Source organism: Allosediminivita pacifica (genome assembly GCF_003054175.1).
GTDB lineage: Bacteria > Pseudomonadota > Alphaproteobacteria > Rhodobacterales > Rhodobacteraceae > Allosediminivita > Allosediminivita pacifica.
On sequence record NZ_QBKN01000001.1, the window covers coordinates 226,546 to 241,940 of the forward strand.

General features: G+C 65.5%; 15 protein-coding genes. 7 read left to right on the top strand and 8 right to left on the bottom strand.

Annotated elements, in window-relative coordinates:
• Position 1: 1 nt before the first annotated feature.
• Positions 2 to 895, bottom strand: a complete 894-nt coding sequence (locus C8N44_RS01110; RefSeq protein WP_107974307.1) for a hypothetical protein — start codon at positions 893 to 895, stop codon at positions 2 to 4.
• Positions 892 to 2,007 carry a glycosyltransferase gene (locus C8N44_RS01115; RefSeq protein ID WP_107974308.1) on the bottom strand — a complete coding sequence of 372 codons (1,116 nt, stop codon included), beginning with the start codon at positions 2,005 to 2,007 and terminating at the stop codon, positions 892 to 894. Before C8N44_RS01115 ends, C8N44_RS01110 begins: the two co-directional genes overlap by 4 nt.
• 188 nt (positions 2,008 to 2,195) lie before the next feature.
• Here C8N44_RS01115 and C8N44_RS01120 point away from each other — a divergent pair, with 188 nt between their 5' ends.
• The 4 genes from C8N44_RS01120 to C8N44_RS01130 all read left to right on the top strand — a co-directional run bounded on the left by C8N44_RS01120 (position 2,196) and on the right by C8N44_RS01130 (position 4,947).
• On the top strand, positions 2,196 to 2,975 hold the full coding sequence (locus tag C8N44_RS01120; protein ID WP_107974309.1) for a succinate dehydrogenase iron-sulfur subunit: 780 nt from the start codon (positions 2,196 to 2,198) through the stop codon (positions 2,973 to 2,975).
• Positions 2,976 to 3,169: 194 nt separating this feature from the next.
• Complete coding sequence (locus C8N44_RS23285; RefSeq protein ID WP_158273977.1) at positions 3,170 to 3,310, top strand: hypothetical protein; 141 nt, start codon at positions 3,170 to 3,172, stop codon at positions 3,308 to 3,310.
• 78 nt (positions 3,311 to 3,388) lie between these two features.
• Positions 3,389 to 3,580: a hypothetical protein gene (locus C8N44_RS01125; protein WP_107974310.1), complete on the top strand. Its 192-nt coding sequence runs from the start codon at positions 3,389 to 3,391 to the stop codon at positions 3,578 to 3,580.
• A 203-nt stretch (positions 3,581 to 3,783) separates the two neighbouring features.
• Positions 3,784 to 4,947: a type III PLP-dependent enzyme gene (locus C8N44_RS01130; RefSeq protein ID WP_107974433.1), complete on the top strand. Its 1,164-nt coding sequence runs from the start codon at positions 3,784 to 3,786 to the stop codon at positions 4,945 to 4,947.
• Between the two features lie 4 nt (positions 4,948 to 4,951).
• Here C8N44_RS01130 and C8N44_RS01135 read toward each other — a convergent pair whose 3' ends face one another.
• The 6 genes from C8N44_RS01135 to C8N44_RS01165 form a co-directional block, all read right to left on the bottom strand.
• Entirely contained in the window at positions 4,952 to 6,475 is a 1,524-nt protein-coding gene (locus tag C8N44_RS01135) for an AAA family ATPase (protein WP_107974311.1), read from the bottom strand.
• Between the two features lie 191 nt (positions 6,476 to 6,666).
• Positions 6,667 to 7,305, bottom strand: coding sequence for an acyl-homoserine-lactone synthase (locus C8N44_RS01140; RefSeq protein ID WP_107974312.1), 639 nt, complete (start codon positions 7,303 to 7,305; stop codon positions 6,667 to 6,669).
• A gap of 144 nt (positions 7,306 to 7,449) precedes the next feature.
• The gene (locus C8N44_RS01145; protein ID WP_425352928.1) at positions 7,450 to 8,142 is read right to left on the bottom strand and encodes a helix-turn-helix transcriptional regulator; all 693 of its coding nucleotides are present in this window, start codon (positions 8,140 to 8,142) and stop codon (positions 7,450 to 7,452) included.
• 391 nt (positions 8,143 to 8,533) lie between these two features.
• Positions 8,534 to 9,820 (bottom strand): crotonyl-CoA carboxylase/reductase, encoded by a 1,287-nt coding sequence (ccrA, locus tag C8N44_RS01155; RefSeq protein WP_107974315.1) that lies wholly within the window; start codon positions 9,818 to 9,820, stop codon positions 8,534 to 8,536.
• Between the two features lie 168 nt (positions 9,821 to 9,988).
• The gene (locus C8N44_RS01160; RefSeq protein ID WP_107974316.1) at positions 9,989 to 11,335 is read right to left on the bottom strand and encodes a 1-acyl-sn-glycerol-3-phosphate acyltransferase; all 1,347 of its coding nucleotides are present in this window, start codon (positions 11,333 to 11,335) and stop codon (positions 9,989 to 9,991) included.
• 398 nt (positions 11,336 to 11,733) lie between these two features.
• A complete protein-coding gene (locus C8N44_RS01165) occupies positions 11,734 to 12,750 on the bottom strand; it encodes an NADP-dependent oxidoreductase (protein ID WP_107974317.1) in 1,017 nt (338 codons plus the stop codon).
• A 118-nt stretch (positions 12,751 to 12,868) separates the two neighbouring features.
• Between C8N44_RS01165 and C8N44_RS01170 the strand changes: the two genes are divergently transcribed.
• From C8N44_RS01170 to C8N44_RS01180, 3 genes are read left to right on the top strand one after another with little or no spacing between them, the layout of a single operon-like run.
• The gene (locus C8N44_RS01170) at positions 12,869 to 14,503 is read left to right on the top strand and encodes a long-chain-fatty-acid--CoA ligase (protein ID WP_107974318.1); all 1,635 of its coding nucleotides are present in this window, start codon (positions 12,869 to 12,871) and stop codon (positions 14,501 to 14,503) included.
• Positions 14,493 to 14,966: a MaoC family dehydratase gene (locus C8N44_RS01175; RefSeq protein WP_107974319.1), complete on the top strand. Its 474-nt coding sequence runs from the start codon at positions 14,493 to 14,495 to the stop codon at positions 14,964 to 14,966. The genes C8N44_RS01170 and C8N44_RS01175 overlap by 11 nt, the downstream gene beginning before the upstream one ends.
• Entirely contained in the window at positions 14,959 to 15,369 is a 411-nt protein-coding gene (locus C8N44_RS01180) for a PaaI family thioesterase (protein WP_107974320.1), read from the top strand. The genes C8N44_RS01175 and C8N44_RS01180 overlap by 8 nt, the downstream gene beginning before the upstream one ends.
• Positions 15,370 to 15,395 lie beyond the last annotated feature (26 nt).

Consider the following 15,395-nt stretch of genomic DNA (forward strand, 5'->3'; position numbering starts at 1 on the left):
GTCAGCCGTACCACCGGATACTCGGCCGCGCGGACAGACGCCGGCAATCGGTCTCGTACCGTTGCCGCAGTCGGCCCCTTTCTTCCTCTGTCAGCGGGTCGAAGCGACGTCCCCCGGCGTGTTCCTCGACCAGCGCATCGGGAGAATAGCTGCCCGGCGTCATGGCAGACGCTGCTTGGATCGCCTCGAGAGTCGGCGCCGCGTTCAGATGGCTTGGCGTCTCGAGATCGAGCGTTTCTGCCTTGGCATCCGTCAACCTCAGAAAGACCTTCTCCTGCGAGACGGTCTCCAAGCGGCTGATCACCAGCCGTGCAGAAGGGAAGACCTCTGCCAGCAGATCGACAAGCTCCACCCAGCCCCGCTCGGGGCGTGTGAGCGTGTTGCGCAGCGCGTCGAAGGGCGGCATCCCGCCCACGTAGACCGCGCGCATGGCAAAGACCGAAGGGATGAAGCTTTCGTAGCTCCGGATCACGAGGTGAACCTCCGACGGGGTGTCCGGCAGGATCCGCGTCAGCAGGTTCAGGTGCCGTTCCGCCTCGGGATAAAGTCCCTCGCCCTCCTTCGAAAAGGCCACGCCGGGCATCATCTCGTCGCTTAGGATCAGCCGGCGGGTCGTGGTCCCGCTCTCGGCCTTGCCGATTTCCCGTTCGAGCGTGCTTCGCGCGCGCTTCAGCGTGCGGCGATACCAGAATCCCGGGAACCGGCCTTTCACATCGCGCAGCGCGCGTACCGAATCGCGCAGCGTCGGCGTATCCCTGTGGTCCTTCCGCGGTGGCGTCAGTACCGCCACGCTTTGTGCGCGCAGTGCCTCGGCATTGGCGTCGAGCCGCCACTGGAGCGAGGTCGACCCGGTCCGGTGGGCGCCAACGTGCAGGACGAGATCCCTCTTGTTCATGATCCGTGCAGCCCCATGAAGTCTTCCAGCCGCTTGTAGAGACGGCGAAATTCGAGTTCTTTTTCCGCGTGCTCCCGTGCCGCCCGTCCAAGCCGGTCGCGCAGGGCGCCGTCCCCTGCAAGACGTCCAAGCGCGTCGCCCAGGCCCAGCTCGTCGCCCGGCTCTACCAGAAGCCCCGTTTCGCAATCGTGCACATGCTCGGGAATCCCGGCGTGGCGCGTGGTCGCGATGGGCAGGCCGCAGGCCATGGCTTCCTGTATCACGTTGGGCATGCCCTCGGTATCTCCGTCGGCGGGGGTGTCGAAGTGCTGCGCGTAGATCATGGCCTGCCGCATCCTTGCAAGCAGTGCGTCATGCGGCATCCGTCCAAGCAAAAACACGCGCTTTTCCAGTCCAAGCTCGGCAATCAGGGCGTGGGCTGCCTCCGTTTCAGGGCCGTCCCCGGCGATCTCCAAGCGTAGGTCGTGTTGCTCGGCCACGCGGGCAAAGGCCCGGATCAGCGGCAGGGGGGATTTCTTGCCCACAAGCCGCCCCGCGCAGAAGACCAGGCCCTGCTCGGGCGTGCCCGGCGTCAATGCCTCGGTGTCGGTACCGCTCGGCACCACGATGCTGCGCGGGTGGCGAAGGCCTCGGGCGGCAAGGTTGTCGAGCAGGAACTGAGCCACGGCGGCGATCCCGTCGAGGCGGGGCAGCACGCGCTCCAGCGCCGCGCGATACTTGTCCGAGCTCAACTGCGCCGAGGAATCGCGCCCCCGGAACATGCAGAATACCGGCAGGTCGAGCCCCTTCAGATCCCGCTCCAACTCCGTCGCCACGTAGCCGAACTCGCAAAGCACATGGGTCACGCCCTGCGCCTTCAGGAACTGCCGGATCAGCCTGCGCCGCCTCATCTGACGAAGGGCATTCAGCCCCAGCACCATCGGGACGCCGCCCCGCTTGCGGTAGTTCTCGAGCGTGAGCGTCGGCCGGACGGGCGCGGGGCAGGGGGCCAGTGCGATCACGACAGTCCGCCCGCCGTTCAGCCGCAGCGCGTGCCGGTGGATGAAGGTCTCGGAGTATTTGGTGATGTCCCGTGTCACGATCGCGAGAACGGGCGACGCCTGCGATGCCATGTCTTGGGTCTCCTGCCGCGGCCCCGGGTCCGGTTTTTCAAGCGCTATCCCGCAAGCTTTTGAAAGACAATGGCCGGTGGTTCCTTTGGCCGCATTCCGGCGTTGGCTTTTCCCGCGTTATCAACTAGGTGTCCTACAAGGTTTCATTGGATCAAGCCGGCCCAAGCGGGCACGCCGAGGAGACAGCCATGGTTCAATTCACACTACCTAAGAACTCCACCATCCGGACCGGCAAGACTTGGCCCAAACCCGACGGCGCCAAGAACGTCCGCAAGTTCAGCATCTACCGCTGGACCCCAGACGACGGGGAAAACCCGCGCGTCGACACCTACTTCGTCGACATGGACAAGTGCGGCCCGATGGTTCTGGACGCGCTCATCAAGATCAAGAACGAGATCGACCCGACGCTGACCTTCCGCCGCTCCTGCCGCGAAGGCATCTGCGGCTCCTGCGCCATGAACATCGACGGCATCAACACGCTCGCCTGCATCTACGGTCTCGACGAGATCAAGGGCGACGTGAAGATCTACCCGCTGCCGCACATGCCCGTGGTCAAGGACCTGATCCCCGACCTCACGCACTTCTACGCGCAGCACGCCAGCATCATGCCCTGGCTGGAAACCAAGACCAACCGCCCCCAGAAGGAATGGCGCCAGTCCATCGAGGACCGCAAGAAACTCGACGGCCTCTACGAATGCGTCATGTGCGCCTCCTGCTCGACGGCCTGCCCCTCCTACTGGTGGAACGGCGACCGCTACCTCGGCCCGGCGGCCCTGCTGGCCGCATACCGCTGGATCGTGGACAGCCGGGACGAGGCGACGGGCGAACGCCTCGACGACCTCGAGGACCCGTTCAAGCTCTACCGCTGCCACACGATCATGAACTGCGCCAAGACCTGCCCCAAGGGTCTGAACCCGGCCAAGGCGATTGCCGAGATCAAGAAGCTCATGGTCGAACGCGCGGTCTGAGCCCGCGCCATAGCCTAGTCAAAGCCGGCCCCCGTGGCCGGCTTTTTGCTGCGCTGCAACACCCGGTAAACCAAGGGTGCGCCGCTCATGCACTCTGCGCATTTCGCAGTTGCAGCATTGTGGGGTGTGGAGACCGGGGCAGGGGATTATTTCGGGGTCACGGGAGGAACCGCCAGTACTTCGAAAGGTGCCCCATGACCGAGCAGACCACCACCGCCGCAGACCTCGCCAAAGCCGCCCTGGCAGCCCTTGAAGAGGCCTGGAGCTACTACGTCCCGACCGAGCGTCCCGCGCTCGAAAACCAGGATTACGCCGACATCCAGCAGGCCGCCTGAGCCGCCTGCTTCAAGCGGGCCGCACCGATCAGATGCGGCCCTCTGGTCCTTCGGACCCTATGCCCTAGATAACATCGCATGATTGTTGTCATCGGCCTCGTCATCGCCTTCGTGGTGATGCTCATTCTCTACAATCCCGCCACCCGCAACTGCCGCTGGCGCGAACACCGCAAGGATGGGCAAAGCACTTGGCGCTGCGTCCAGTGCGGTGCCGAAACCACCGGGCCCATCGGCGAAAAGCCGACCGAATGCTTCCAGGAACGCACCTGAGTCATCCGCGCCAAGCCCCCAAAACATCTGCCTAAAACGCGAAATAAAAGCTTGCGCGACTCGGGGTCCTGCCCCATATGCGCGAATACGGACGCCAACGCACGCGCCTCTGTCCCATGGGTTCCGCCCCACGGTTACGTAGCGACGGTAACGTCTCTGACAGAAATCGGGCCCACACTGCCCCTTGTCTCTTGGAGATGACCATGAACGCACACGTAACCGGGCCGCTGGCCCGCACTGAACTGTCGCGCCTCGACGCCTTCCTCGCCATCAACACCTTTGACCGCCCGACGCTGGTCGTGGACCGCGAGGCCGTCGCACGCCAGTTCCGTGGCCTGAAGCGCGGTCTTGGTCGGGCCTCCATCCACTACGCGGTCAAGGCCAACCCGGCGCCCGAGATCCTCGAAACCCTCCGCGCCTGCGGCAGCGGCTTCGACGCGGCCTCGCGCGCTGAAATCGCCGCCTGCCTCGCCGCCGGTGCCGCGCCTGCCAACATCTCCTTCGGCAACACCATCAAGCGGCCCTCCGACATCGCCTGGGCGGCTGCGCAGGGCATCACGCTCTTTGCCGCCGACGCCGAGGAAGAGCTTGAGAAGATTGCAGAAAACGCCCCCGGCGCCCGCGTCTTCCTGCGTATGATCGTCACCGCCTCCAGCGCCGACTGGCCGCTGACCCGCAAGTTCGGCTGCGCGCCTGACAAGGCGCTCGCGCTCATGGACATGGCCGCAGGCCTCGGTCTGACGATCGAGGGGCTCAGCTTCCACGTCGGATCGCAGACCCGTCAGGCCGCCATGTGGGCCCCGGTGCTCGACCAGGTGGCCGAGGTCTGGCACACCGCCCGCGCGGCCGGCCACGACCTGCGCCTGCTCAACATCGGCGGCGGTTTCCCCGCCTTCTACGGGACCGAGATCGACGGCGTCGAAGCCTACGGTGCCGCCGTCATGGCCCAGGTCGAGGCCCGCTTTGGCGACGTGCCGCACATCATGGCCGAACCCGGCCGTGGCATGGTCGCCGAGGCCGGCGCCATCGCCGCCGAGGTCCTGCTTGTCTCGCGCAAGTCGGACAGCGAACTGCACCGCTGGGTCTACCTCGACATCGGCCGTTTCTCGGGCCTTGCCGAGACCGAGGGCGAAGCCATCCGCTACCAGTTCGAAACCGCGCGCGACTACGAACCCACCGGCCCCTGCATCCTTGCCGGTCCCTCCTGCGACAGTGCCGACGTGCTCTACGAAAAGCAGCCGGTTCAGCTTCCGCTGGGGCTCAAGGCAGGCGACCGCGTGGTGATCCGCGCAACCGGCGCCTACACCTCGACCTACTCCAGCGTCGGCTTCAACGGTTTCCCGCCGCTCGACGTCGTGGTGATCTGAGGCGCTATTCCTCCCCGGCCAGCGCAAGCGGGGCCGGGGTGCCGCCCAGATCGTCGATGCGCAGCTCGTGAGTGGGTTTCGCCAGCCGGTTGCGCACCACCCAGTGCAGCCTTTCCTGCGCCCGCGTGATCGCGACATAGGCCAGCCGTTTCCACAGCGGCTGGCCCGCCTCGTTCCGGCCCATCCGCGCGGCGGCATACAGGTCGGGCGCAAAGACCTGCACCGCCTCCCACTGGCTGCCCTGTGCCTTGTGGATCGTGACCGCCGCCCCGTGCAGGAAGGTCGCGCCCATGCGCGCGGCGAAGGGGATGAAGGGCTCTTCCTCCTCGGGCTTCTCGATCTTCACGATGGACGCCGCCGACACCTGCGGTTCCGGTGCGCCCATGACGTGAAGCCGCGAAAACCCCGGCTTGCGCCCGGGGCCGAGGTAGACCACCTGCGCCCCCTTGATGAGCCCGCGCGCCTCGAGGTCGAGCCGCTTCTTGCGATGCTTCAGGGGCAGTTCCAGCCCGTCGCAGATCAGCGGCTCCCCGGCCAGAAGCTCGGTCTCGGGCGCGCCGTGCACTTGGCGAAACGCGTTGATCAGCCGGATTCGCGTGGCATTGCGCCAGACCAGCACCGGAGACCGCGCCATCAGGTCGACCTCGACCCGCTGCCCCCAGACGACGCGGTCGTCCTTGCGGGCCTTTTCTTCGACCATCCGCTCGAAATCCTCGAACTCAAGCTGCGGATCGGCCAGCGCGTGGGCCAGGTCGAGGATGGGGTTGTCGGCGTCCTGACGGTGGATCCGGGCCAGTTCGAGCTTCTGCTCGGGCTTCATGCCGTCAAAGACCATCTGCCCGGACTGTCCCACCGGCGCCAGCTGCGCCGGATCGCCGAACAGTAGCAGGGTGGGGAAGATCTCGCGCAGGTCGTTGTACTGCTTCTCGTCCAGCATCGACGCCTCGTCGACGAAGCCGATGTCTAGCGGCTCCTCGCGGCGCTTCCAGCCAGTGATGAAATCGCTGCCCCGCAGGCCTGCCGCCGCCAGCGCGGCGGGAATGGACTTGTGCAGCTCGTAGCTCGCCTGCGCCCGGTCGAGCGCCGCATCGGTCAGGTCCTCGATCTCGGGCCGGTCGCCCGTGCCCGCAAGCCAGTCGGCGACTCGCTCGTATTCGGGATCGTAGACGGGGGTATAGAGGATGCGGTGGATCGTGGTCGCGGGGACCCCGCGAAGGCGCAGCACGCTCGCCGCCTTGTTGGTCGGTGCCAGGATCGCCAGCGTCCGCCGGTCGCGCCGCTTGCGCCCCTCCCAGTCGCCCGACACCGTCTCGACGCCTGCGTCGTTCAGCGCCTTTGCCAGTTCTGCCAGAAGCGCGGTCTTGCCGCTGCCCGCCTTGCCCATGAGCGCCATGGTCCGCGCCCGTCCCTCGGGCGCGGGCAGGGCCAGGCCCTCGGCAAGGTCCACGCCTGCCTCGCGCATCATCTCGGACACGCTGTCAAAGGCCTGGGCCTGGTCATCGGAGAATACGAGGGCAGGGGCGTTCATGGCTCGCAGACTATCTGCCTTCGCGGTGCTGCGCCAGAGATCGCGGGGCGCGAAAACGGCGCCCCGATGATGGGTTTCGCAAGGAAACCCGGGGACGCCGTTTGCGGGACATTCTTAAAGTTCAGTTAATACGCCTCTGTAACCCTTTGTTTTGTATAGGGCGGTAAGATGTCCCGGCGCGGGACACCCTTTCAGGCCGCCTCGACGTCCACCTCGGCCGGCGTCGCGCCAAAGGCCATCTCGAACCACTGCCGCGTCAGCTTGGGCGCGATCCCGGCACTCTCGGCCACCTTCTTCTGTGCCTCCGCGGTGAACTCCCAGAGCCCCACCGCGATCATCTCGCGCCCCTGGCCCTCCTGGCCGAGGATATCCGGCGAGCTCCCGATCCGGCGATAGATCCGCACCATCCGGGCATCGAAGACCCCCACGTAGTGCTCCACCCCGAACTGCCGCATCACCTCGCCTCCCGCCAGCATCAGCGCCGCCGCGATCCCCGGTGTCGCGTCCCGAGACAAGCAAAACCGCGTGCATTCCCAGATCAGCGGGCTCTCGATCCGGACCCCGTCTGTCAGGTGCACGAAATGATCGTTCACCATCGTCTTCCCGACGGTCGGCAGCAGCCGCATCGACCCCCCATGCGTCCCGTCGGGCTTCTCCCAGATCACGTAGAGCGGGTTTTCGCGGTCATAATCATCCCGCTCCTCGCCCCGCTCGTCCACCGACACCTCCCATCCCAGACGCGTCGCGAACTGGTCGGCCCGGTCGCGGAACATGCTGCGTGCAAGCATCGGAAACTTGTTCAGGTCTTCTGCATAGATGTAGCGGATCATCGTCTCTTCCCTCGGATGACTGTCGGAGGTGAGAGTGCGGTCTGGCCGCTTAACCAGTTCTGGGGAGTCCGCGCGCCCAGTGAAACACCAGCTAACGCATTCTTCAGATATTGTAGTGCCTTCAGATATTGTAGTGCGGGGAATTCAAATAACGATCAGGCCGCGGCTCAACGCGCGGGCGACGGCATGGGTCGTGTTCATCGCGCCAAGCTTGAAACGCGCGCTTTCAATGTAGACGCGCAAAGTGTGCTCGGAAATGGAAAGCGTTTCGGCCGCTTGGGCACGGCTGTAGCCGACGCCGAGGAGCGTCAGGGCCTCCACCTCCCGCGGAGAAAGGGCCTGCGAGGGTTCCGGTTTTCGCCCAGGCTCCAGTTCGAGGGCTTTCTGGTTGAAGTAGTGCGCGACAAGGATGAGGTCGCGGCGGTGCTCTTCGGTAAACGTATCCCAGTCTTCGTCACTGCAATTGCTGCTAAGGGAAAACATTGCGAATTGGCCGTTTGGACCGCGGATAGGAATAGAATAGCCTTGGTTTCCGATCCCGTGTTCCACGGCATCGCGTTGGAAGTTGCGCGCGGCCTTTCCAGACCAGTCGAGACGCTTCCAATCGACAGGGTGGAAACGCTGATAGCATCCCTGAACAACCGGATCGATACGCAGGTAGCCTCGTTCCAGGTATCGAGAAACCCAGGCCTTCGGGTAGGTACCGCAGCCGTACTGGTCTCCGTTGCTATTTACCCAGTGGTAAACAATGTGATCCACACTGTAGTGGTCCCTGAGTAACTCGATGAGTTGCTGCAGTTCCTCCGGGGTCTCAGCGGTCTCCAACCGCCCGAACAGCGCGTCCCGGCCCGTCCCCTGTTCCACATATCCCAATGCGGCCATCCTCGCCCTGGGATGCAAGCTCGACCTGCACGAGGAGACGGGCATCGTCCAGCTGCTCGGCCAGCGCCTGCAACCCGTTCGTACGCGCGTAGCTTCTCAGGTCGGTCAGTACATCCATAATCCAGTCATGTCTCATGACAGCCTCGCTGATAGGTAGTTAATGAACTATTAATACAACTCTAGCAGGGCCGGAGCGGCGTTAATATTCACGAATTTCCACTCCCCAAAAATAGCGGGGGATCCGTTTATAAGTCGTTGAATTCTCGGAGATCGTAAAAATGCAAAGAAAACCGGCCCATCGGGCCGGTTCTAGTGTTCTGTTTTTGTCCGTTAACGCGTCCTCGGCCTAGCTGCGAGCTTCCAGCGCGTCCTCAAAGGTCTTCAGTCCGGTCTTCGGCGACTGAACAAGGACGGCCATGTTTCCCGGCTTGTGCTCGTTGCGCAGCATCTTCATGTGAGCGTCAGGAATTTCCGCCCACGGAAAGACCTCGGACATGCAGGGATCAAGACGCCGCTCGATCATCAGCCTGTTGGCCGAGGCCGCCTGTTTCAGATGGGCAAAGTGGCTGCCCTGCAGGCGTTTCTGGTGCATCCACATGTAACGCACGTCGAAGGTGCAGTTGAAGCCGGTCGTCCCTGCACAAATCACCACCATGCCGCCCTTCTTGCAGACCAGGGTCGAAACCGGGAAGGTTGCTTCGCCCGGGTGCTCGAAGACCATGTCGACGCTCACGCCCTTGCCGGTGATTTCCCAGATAGCCTTGCCGAACTTGCGCGCTTCCTTGAGCCAGTCGTTGTATTCGGTCGTGTTCACCGTGGGCAGTTGGCCCCAGCAGTTGAAGTCCTTGCGGTTGATGACCCCCTTGGCGCCCATGGACATGACGAAATCACGTTTGTCCTCCTCGCTGATCACGCCGATCGCGTTCGCGCCGGCCGTGTTGGCAAGTTGGATCGCGTAGGAGCCAAGTCCGCCCGAGGCGCCCCAGACCAGCACGTTCTGTCCTGGCTTGAGCTCGTGGGGCGCGTGGCCGAAGAGCATCCGGTAGGCGGTGGCAAGCGTCAGCGTGTAGCAGGCGCTCTCCTCCCAGGTCAGGTGCTTTGGGCGTGGCATGAGCTGCTGGGCCTGCACCTTGGTGAATTGCGAGAAGGACCCGTCCGGTGTCTCGTAACCCCAGATCCGCTGGGTGGGCGACATCATGGGGTCGCCGCCGTTGCATTCCTCATCGTTGCCGTCGTCCTGGTTGCAGTGGATGACGACCTCGTCGCCAACCTTCCAGTTGCGCACGGCGGCGCCGACCTTCCAGACGATGCCCGAGGCGTCGGAACCCGCGATGTGGTAGGGCGCGCCGTGACCGTCGAAGGGACTGATCGGCTGGCCGAGCCCCGCCCAGACGCCGTTGTAGTTCACGCCTGCCGCCATCACGAGGACCAGCACCTCGTTGCTATCAACGTCCCATGTATCGACCACCTCGATCTGAAAGCTTTTGTCGGGCTCGCCGTGACGCTCCCGCCGGATCGCCCAAGCGTACATCTGCTTGGGCACGTAACCGAGCGGCGGCATTTCACCGATCTCGTAGAGGTCCTTCTTGGGGGCATCGTACTGGGCGATGCTGGGCTGCGTGTCCAGAGCCATGGCGGCCTCCTCTCAGTAAAGCCTGGGTTCCCGGCGCCACTCGGCTCTGCAGTGCAGAATCAAGGGGCGACGGCCCCGGGATATCCCTCAATACGAAAGATTGCAACAATCGATATGCTCATATTGAAATTTTATAACCGAGCAACCGCAGAAAGTCGTCCACCAAGCTCAGAGAAGGTGGCGTATCGAGTTGGCGTAGAAGTCGGCGAGCGGGGCGGCACCTTCGGTGATCGTGTAGATATCGCCCTGTGCGGTGACGACGCCCCGCTCGATCAGGCCGCGCAGGCCGACCTCCACGGCGTAGTCGGTCCGGTTGCGCGGCAGGTGGATGTGGGCATGGTCGAGCCGCTCAAGCGTCGCCGAAAATGCATTCTCGAGCGCGCTGCGGGTGCAGGGGCCGTTTTCGCTGAGAAGATGCGCTACGAGGGGGACCGGAAGGATCGGAACCTGAGCCGCGATGCGGGCCATGAGGGTTCGGGCCAGCGCCTCCGGCCTGGTATGAAGCTCGGGGAACTCTCGGAGGGACAGCGGCTGGCCAAAGCTGACGGCGGCGTAGCCGAAGCGGTGGTAGCGGCGCGTCACCCAGAGCCAGACCTGTCGCAGGCAGGCCTTCAGGACGTGAGTGATCCGCGCGTTGAACTGGCGTCCGCCCGAGGCGCCGGCGCGGACGAGGACCGAGTCCTCGAAGACCCTGTCGTAGTTGATGGCGACGGGGACGAAGATCACGTCGCGCGTGGCTAGGTCGGCGCCGTCGGTGATGTACTTCAGAAGGCCGACCTTCGGCGGCTGCGGGCGGCCATCGAGCGAGAGCCCGCCCTCGGGAAAGACGGCCTGGGTGGCGCCACCCACCGTGGCCATCTGGACGTAGCGGGCAAGGACCTTGCGGTAGAGCGGGTTCCGCGACTTGCGGCGGATGAAATAAGCACCCATGGAGCGGATCAGCCGCGAGAGGGGCCAGATCTGCGCCCATTCGCCCACCGCGTAGCTCAGCGCCGACTGTTGCGCGGCGAGGTAGGTGACCAGCACGTAGTCCATGTTGGACCGGTGGTTCATCACGAAAATCAGCGTGGCGTCGGGATCGATGCGGGCCAGCGCCGCGTCGTCGTGGCGGCCCAGCCGCACGCGGTAGAGCGTGGTCGACAGCCAGCGCGCGGCCTTCACGCCCCAGCCAAAGTAGGTGAAGGCCGAGAAGGAGGGCACGATCTCGTGGGCATAGCGGCGGGCGTGCTCGAAGGCGACGTCCTCGCGGACCCCTTCGGTGCGGGCATGCTCGACGATGGCCTTGGTGACCTCGGGGTCGTAGCAGAGCCGCTGGATCAGGTCGTAGCGGCGGGCGAGCTTGAAGGGCTCGATGGGCCGCTCGAGCCGCTGGTTGATCCGGGCCACCAGCTTCTCGGCCCGTCTGCGGAAGAACCAGCGGACCGAGGGGAAGAGGAAGTTGGTCGCAAAACTGGCCGCCGCGAAGAGGACGATCAGGATGAAGAGCCAGAGCGGCAGGGTCACGGGGGCTGTCATGGCGCGGACGGTGTCACCCCCGGGGGGCGCGCGCAAGCTTGGTCGGGCAGGGCGAAAGGGTGTCCCGAGGGGTGTCCCGCGCCGGGACATTGTCGCTCTCATGAGAAATCAATGGGTTACAGAGACACTTTAACCGAATTTTAGGAATGTCCCGCGTGGCCCGGTAGAAAGGGGGGCTCTGCCCCCGCGGCCTGCGGCCGCTCCCCGGGAGTATTTCTGCCAAGAAGAAGCTTCGGACGGCGCGATTGCCTCGCGGGTGTCCTGTTTCGTTGGAGGCACAGGCGCGCAAGGGTGGACCAGGTGCGCAGGCCGCCGCTTCTTCTTGACGGAAATATCCCGGGGGTCGGGGGCAGAGCCCCCCGCCGGATCGTCGCGCGCCAGCGCGGCGAGACCCGACCTCAGATCTTCACGATCTGCTTGCCGCGGTTGCCGCCCTGGAGCATCGAAATGAAGGTCTGCGGCGCGGTCTCGAGGCCTTCGGCGATGTCCTCGAGGAAGGCGATCTCGCCTGCCTTCACCTTGGGGGTGACCTCCTCCAGGAACTGCGGAAAGGCGTCCCAGTGGTCGAAAATGATCAGGCCGGTAAGCTGCAGGCGCTTGACCAGCATGCTACGCATGAAGCCGGGCAGGCGGTCGGCCACGTCCTCGAACCCGCCGTACCAGGCGATGGTGCCGCAGAGGGGAATGCGCCCGTGGGTGTTCATGAGCGGCATGACCGCCTCAAGAAGCTTGCCGCCGACGTTTTCCCAGTAGATGTCGACGCCGTCGGGCGCTGCCTCGGCGAGGGCCGCGCGCAGGCCTTCGGCGTCATCGTGGGCGCGGTGGTCCACGGTGGCGTCGAAGCCGAAGGTGTCGCGGGCCAGAGCGCATTTCTCGGCCCCGCCGGCCACCGCGACAGTGCGCATCCCCGCAAGCTTCGCAAGCTGGCCCACCATGGAGCCCACCGGGCCCGTGGCGGCGCCCACCACGAGGGTCTGGCCCGCCTCGGGGCGGCCGTATTTCTTCAGCCCCGTCCAGGCGGTGAAGCCGGGCATGCCAAGCACGCCAAGCGCGGAGGTTGGCGAGACGTCAGCGTCGAGCTTGCGCAACTCGCCCGCAGGCAGCACCGCGTGGCTGGCCCAGCCGGTCATGCCGGTGACGCGGTCGCCCTTGGCAAAGCCCTCGGCCTTCGAAGCCAGCACGCGACCCACGCCCTGGCCGGTCATCGTGCCGCCGATGTCGACGGAGGGGGCATAGCTTTTGACGTCCTGCATGCGACCGCGCATGTAGGGGTCGAGCGAGAGATACTCGGTCGCGACCAGGACCTCGCCCTCGGCGGGCCGCGGCAGGGGCGCGGTTTCGCGCGAGAAATCCTCGGGCACGGGCATGCCGTCGGGGCGGCGGGCCAGCGCGATGCGCGTCATCTGCTCGGTCATGGCGTTTCCTCTTTCGGTTGTCTGTCGCTACGTCGCTTCCGCCGAAAGCGGTTGCAGCCCCGGGCTTACCTCAGCCAACCTGACCCGACAACGGAGCACGGCAAGGGGAGGATAGGCCATGCACGGAATGATGATGCACCGTCCATTATCGATCATCGAGATCCTGCGCTACGCGGCGGAGGCGCATCCGGGCACGGGCGTCGTTTCGGTCCGCACGGAGGGGGACATTCATCGCTACGGCTATGCCGAGGCCTATGCCCGGGTGGGGCAGCTGGCCCATGCGCTGGCGGGGCTCGGCATCGCGGAGGGGGACCGCGTGGCGACGCTGGCCTGGAACGGCTACCGGCATTTCGAACTCTACTACGGGATCTCGGGCATGGGGGCGGTCTGCCACACGATCAACCCGCGCCTGCCGGCGGAGCAGCTGCTTTACATCCTGAACCATGCCGGGGACCGGGTGCTGTTCCTCGACACCACCTTCGTGCCGCTGACCGAGGCGCTGGCCGATCACCTGCCCAAGGAGCTGACCCTGGTGGTGATGACCGACCGGGCGCACATGCCCGAGAGCAAGCTGGAGCTTCTGTGCTACGAGGAACTGCTGGACGGGCAGCCGGAAGACTACGACTGGCCGGAGCTGCCAGAGGATACCGCGGCCTCGCTTTGCTACACGTCGGGCACCACGGGGCACCCGAAGGGGGCGCTCTATTCGCATCGCTCGACGGTGCTGCATGCCTTCTACATCGCGATCACCGTGGCGCGCAGCCTGCGCGAGGGGGCGCGCATCCTGCCGGTCGTGCCGATGTTCCACGTCAATTCCTGGGGGCTGCCCTATGCCGCGCCCATGGTGGGCGCCTCTCTCATCATGCCGGGGCACGGGCTCGACGGGGCGTCGCTGTTCGACCTGATGGAGCGCGAGAAGGTCACGGCAAGCTGGGGCGTGCCCACCGTCTGGCTGGGCCTGCGGGCCGAGGTGGAAAAGCGCGGGCGCGCGCCTGCGGATCTCGACCAGCTGGTGATCGGCGGCTCGGCTGCGTCGAAGTCCATGATCGGCTTTTTCGAGGGGCAGGGGGTGGATGTCTGCCACGCCTGGGGCATGACCGAGATGTCGCCCGTGGGCACCCATGCGCAGCTGCCGGTGTCGATGCAGGGGCTTTCGGACACCGAGAAGCTCGAGAAGAAGGGCAAGCAGGGGCGGCGCGTCTTCGGCGTGGATCTCAAGATCCTGGGCGAGGACGGCGCGCGGCTGCCGCATGACGGCAAGGCGGCGGGCGAGCTTTTCGTGCGCGGAAATGCCGTGATTTCGGGCTACTATAACAACGAAGCGGCGACGGAGGCGGCTTTCGACGCCGAGGGGTGGTTCGGGACCGGCGATGTCGCCACGATCGACCCCGAGGGGTTCCTGCAGATCCAGGACCGGACAAAGGATCTCATCAAGTCGGGGGGCGAGTGGATCAGCTCCATCGACCTCGAGAACATCGCCATGGCGCATCCCAAGGTGGCCAACTGCGCGGTGATCGCGGTCGCCCACCCCAAGTGGGAGGAACGGCCGCTGCTGGTGGTGGTCCCGGCTGATGCGGGCGATCCGCCGAAGCTTTCGGAGGTGCACGAGATGATGCTGGAACACGTGGCGAAATGGCAGTTGCCCGACGACATGGTCGTGGTGGAGGACCTGCCGATGACGGCGACGGGGAAGGTATCGAAGCTGAGCCTGCGCAAGCGGTTTGCCGAGCACAGGCTGCCGGATGCTGGCTGAAAGCCTGGCCTCTCTGGACCGGAGGGTCTCGGACTGGGTGGCGGTGGGCGCCGACCGCGTGCGCGGCTTCGCCGACACCACCGAGGACTGGCAGTTCATCCACCTCGATCCTGAGCGGGCGGCCGAGACGCCTTTCGGGGGCGCCATCGCGCATGGCTTCCTGACGCTGTCGTTGTTGGCGCCCATGTCGGACAGCGCGCTTGTCGGGGTGTTTCCGGAGGCGGCGCAGAGGGTGAACTACGGTTTCGACCACATCCGCTTCGTCGCGCCGGTGCCGGTGGGGGCGCGGCTGCGGGCGGTCTTCCTCGTGGCCGAGGTCGAGGAGGGGGAGGGCTGGATCGACGTGCACTGGGACGTGACGGTCGAGATCGAGGGCGCGAATCGCCCGGCGCTGGTGGCGCAGTGGATCGTGCGGGTCTACCTCGTGGGGGAAAGCGAAGGCGAAAGGAACGAGGATGAGTGACGGTGGCAAGGTGATCGAGGAGGCGACGGCCTTCGGGCAGCATATCGGGTCGCGCATGACGGACTGGTCCGAGGATTACGCGCGCTTCGAGCTGCCCATCGCGCCGCACCTGATGAACCGGCATGGCGTGCCGCACGGCGGGGTGCATTCCAGCCTTCTCGACACCTCCATGGGGCACGCGGGCTGCTACACGGGCGATCCGGAGCGGCAGGTCTTTGCCATGACGCTGTCGCTCAACGTGATGTTCCTGTCGCGGCCCAGGGGCACGCTGCTGATCGCCGAGGGGCGGCGGACCGGTGGCGGGCGCAGCACCTATTTCGCCGAAGGCACCCTGAAGGACGAGACCGGCGAGCTGATTGCGGCCGGCACCGGGGTCTTCCGTTATCGCAAGGGGCGGGGCTAGGCGTCCGACGCCCCTTGCCAAAGCCC

Bases quoted from the DNA above. Each gene is read 5' to 3' on its own strand.
- C8N44_RS01120 (WP_107974309.1), top strand. From the start codon at position 2,196: ATGGTTCAATTCACACTACCTAAGAACTCCACCATCCGGACCGGCAAG.
- ccrA (WP_107974315.1), bottom strand. From the start codon at position 9,820: ATGGCTCTGGACACGCAGCCCAGCATCGCCCAGTACGATGCCCCCAAG.
- C8N44_RS01140 (WP_107974312.1), bottom strand. From the start codon at position 7,305: ATGATCCGCTACATCTATGCAGAAGACCTGAACAAGTTTCCGATGCTT.
- C8N44_RS01135 (WP_107974311.1), bottom strand. From the start codon at position 6,475: ATGAACGCCCCTGCCCTCGTATTCTCCGATGACCAGGCCCAGGCCTTT.
- C8N44_RS01165 (WP_107974317.1), bottom strand. From the start codon at position 12,750: ATGACCGAGCAGATGACGCGCATCGCGCTGGCCCGCCGCCCCGACGGC.
- C8N44_RS01170 (WP_107974318.1), top strand. From the start codon at position 12,869: ATGCACGGAATGATGATGCACCGTCCATTATCGATCATCGAGATCCTG.
- C8N44_RS01110 (WP_107974307.1), bottom strand. From the start codon at position 895: ATGAACAAGAGGGATCTCGTCCTGCACGTTGGCGCCCACCGGACCGGG.
- C8N44_RS01130 (WP_107974433.1), top strand. From the start codon at position 3,784: ATGAACGCACACGTAACCGGGCCGCTGGCCCGCACTGAACTGTCGCGC.
- C8N44_RS23285 (WP_158273977.1), top strand. From the start codon at position 3,170: ATGACCGAGCAGACCACCACCGCCGCAGACCTCGCCAAAGCCGCCCTG.
- C8N44_RS01160 (WP_107974316.1), bottom strand. From the start codon at position 11,335: ATGACAGCCCCCGTGACCCTGCCGCTCTGGCTCTTCATCCTGATCGTC.
- C8N44_RS01125 (WP_107974310.1), top strand. From the start codon at position 3,389: ATGATTGTTGTCATCGGCCTCGTCATCGCCTTCGTGGTGATGCTCATT.
- C8N44_RS01175 (WP_107974319.1), top strand. From the start codon at position 14,493: ATGCTGGCTGAAAGCCTGGCCTCTCTGGACCGGAGGGTCTCGGACTGG.
- C8N44_RS01180 (WP_107974320.1), top strand. From the start codon at position 14,959: ATGAGTGACGGTGGCAAGGTGATCGAGGAGGCGACGGCCTTCGGGCAG.
- C8N44_RS01115 (WP_107974308.1), bottom strand. From the start codon at position 2,007: ATGGCATCGCAGGCGTCGCCCGTTCTCGCGATCGTGACACGGGACATC.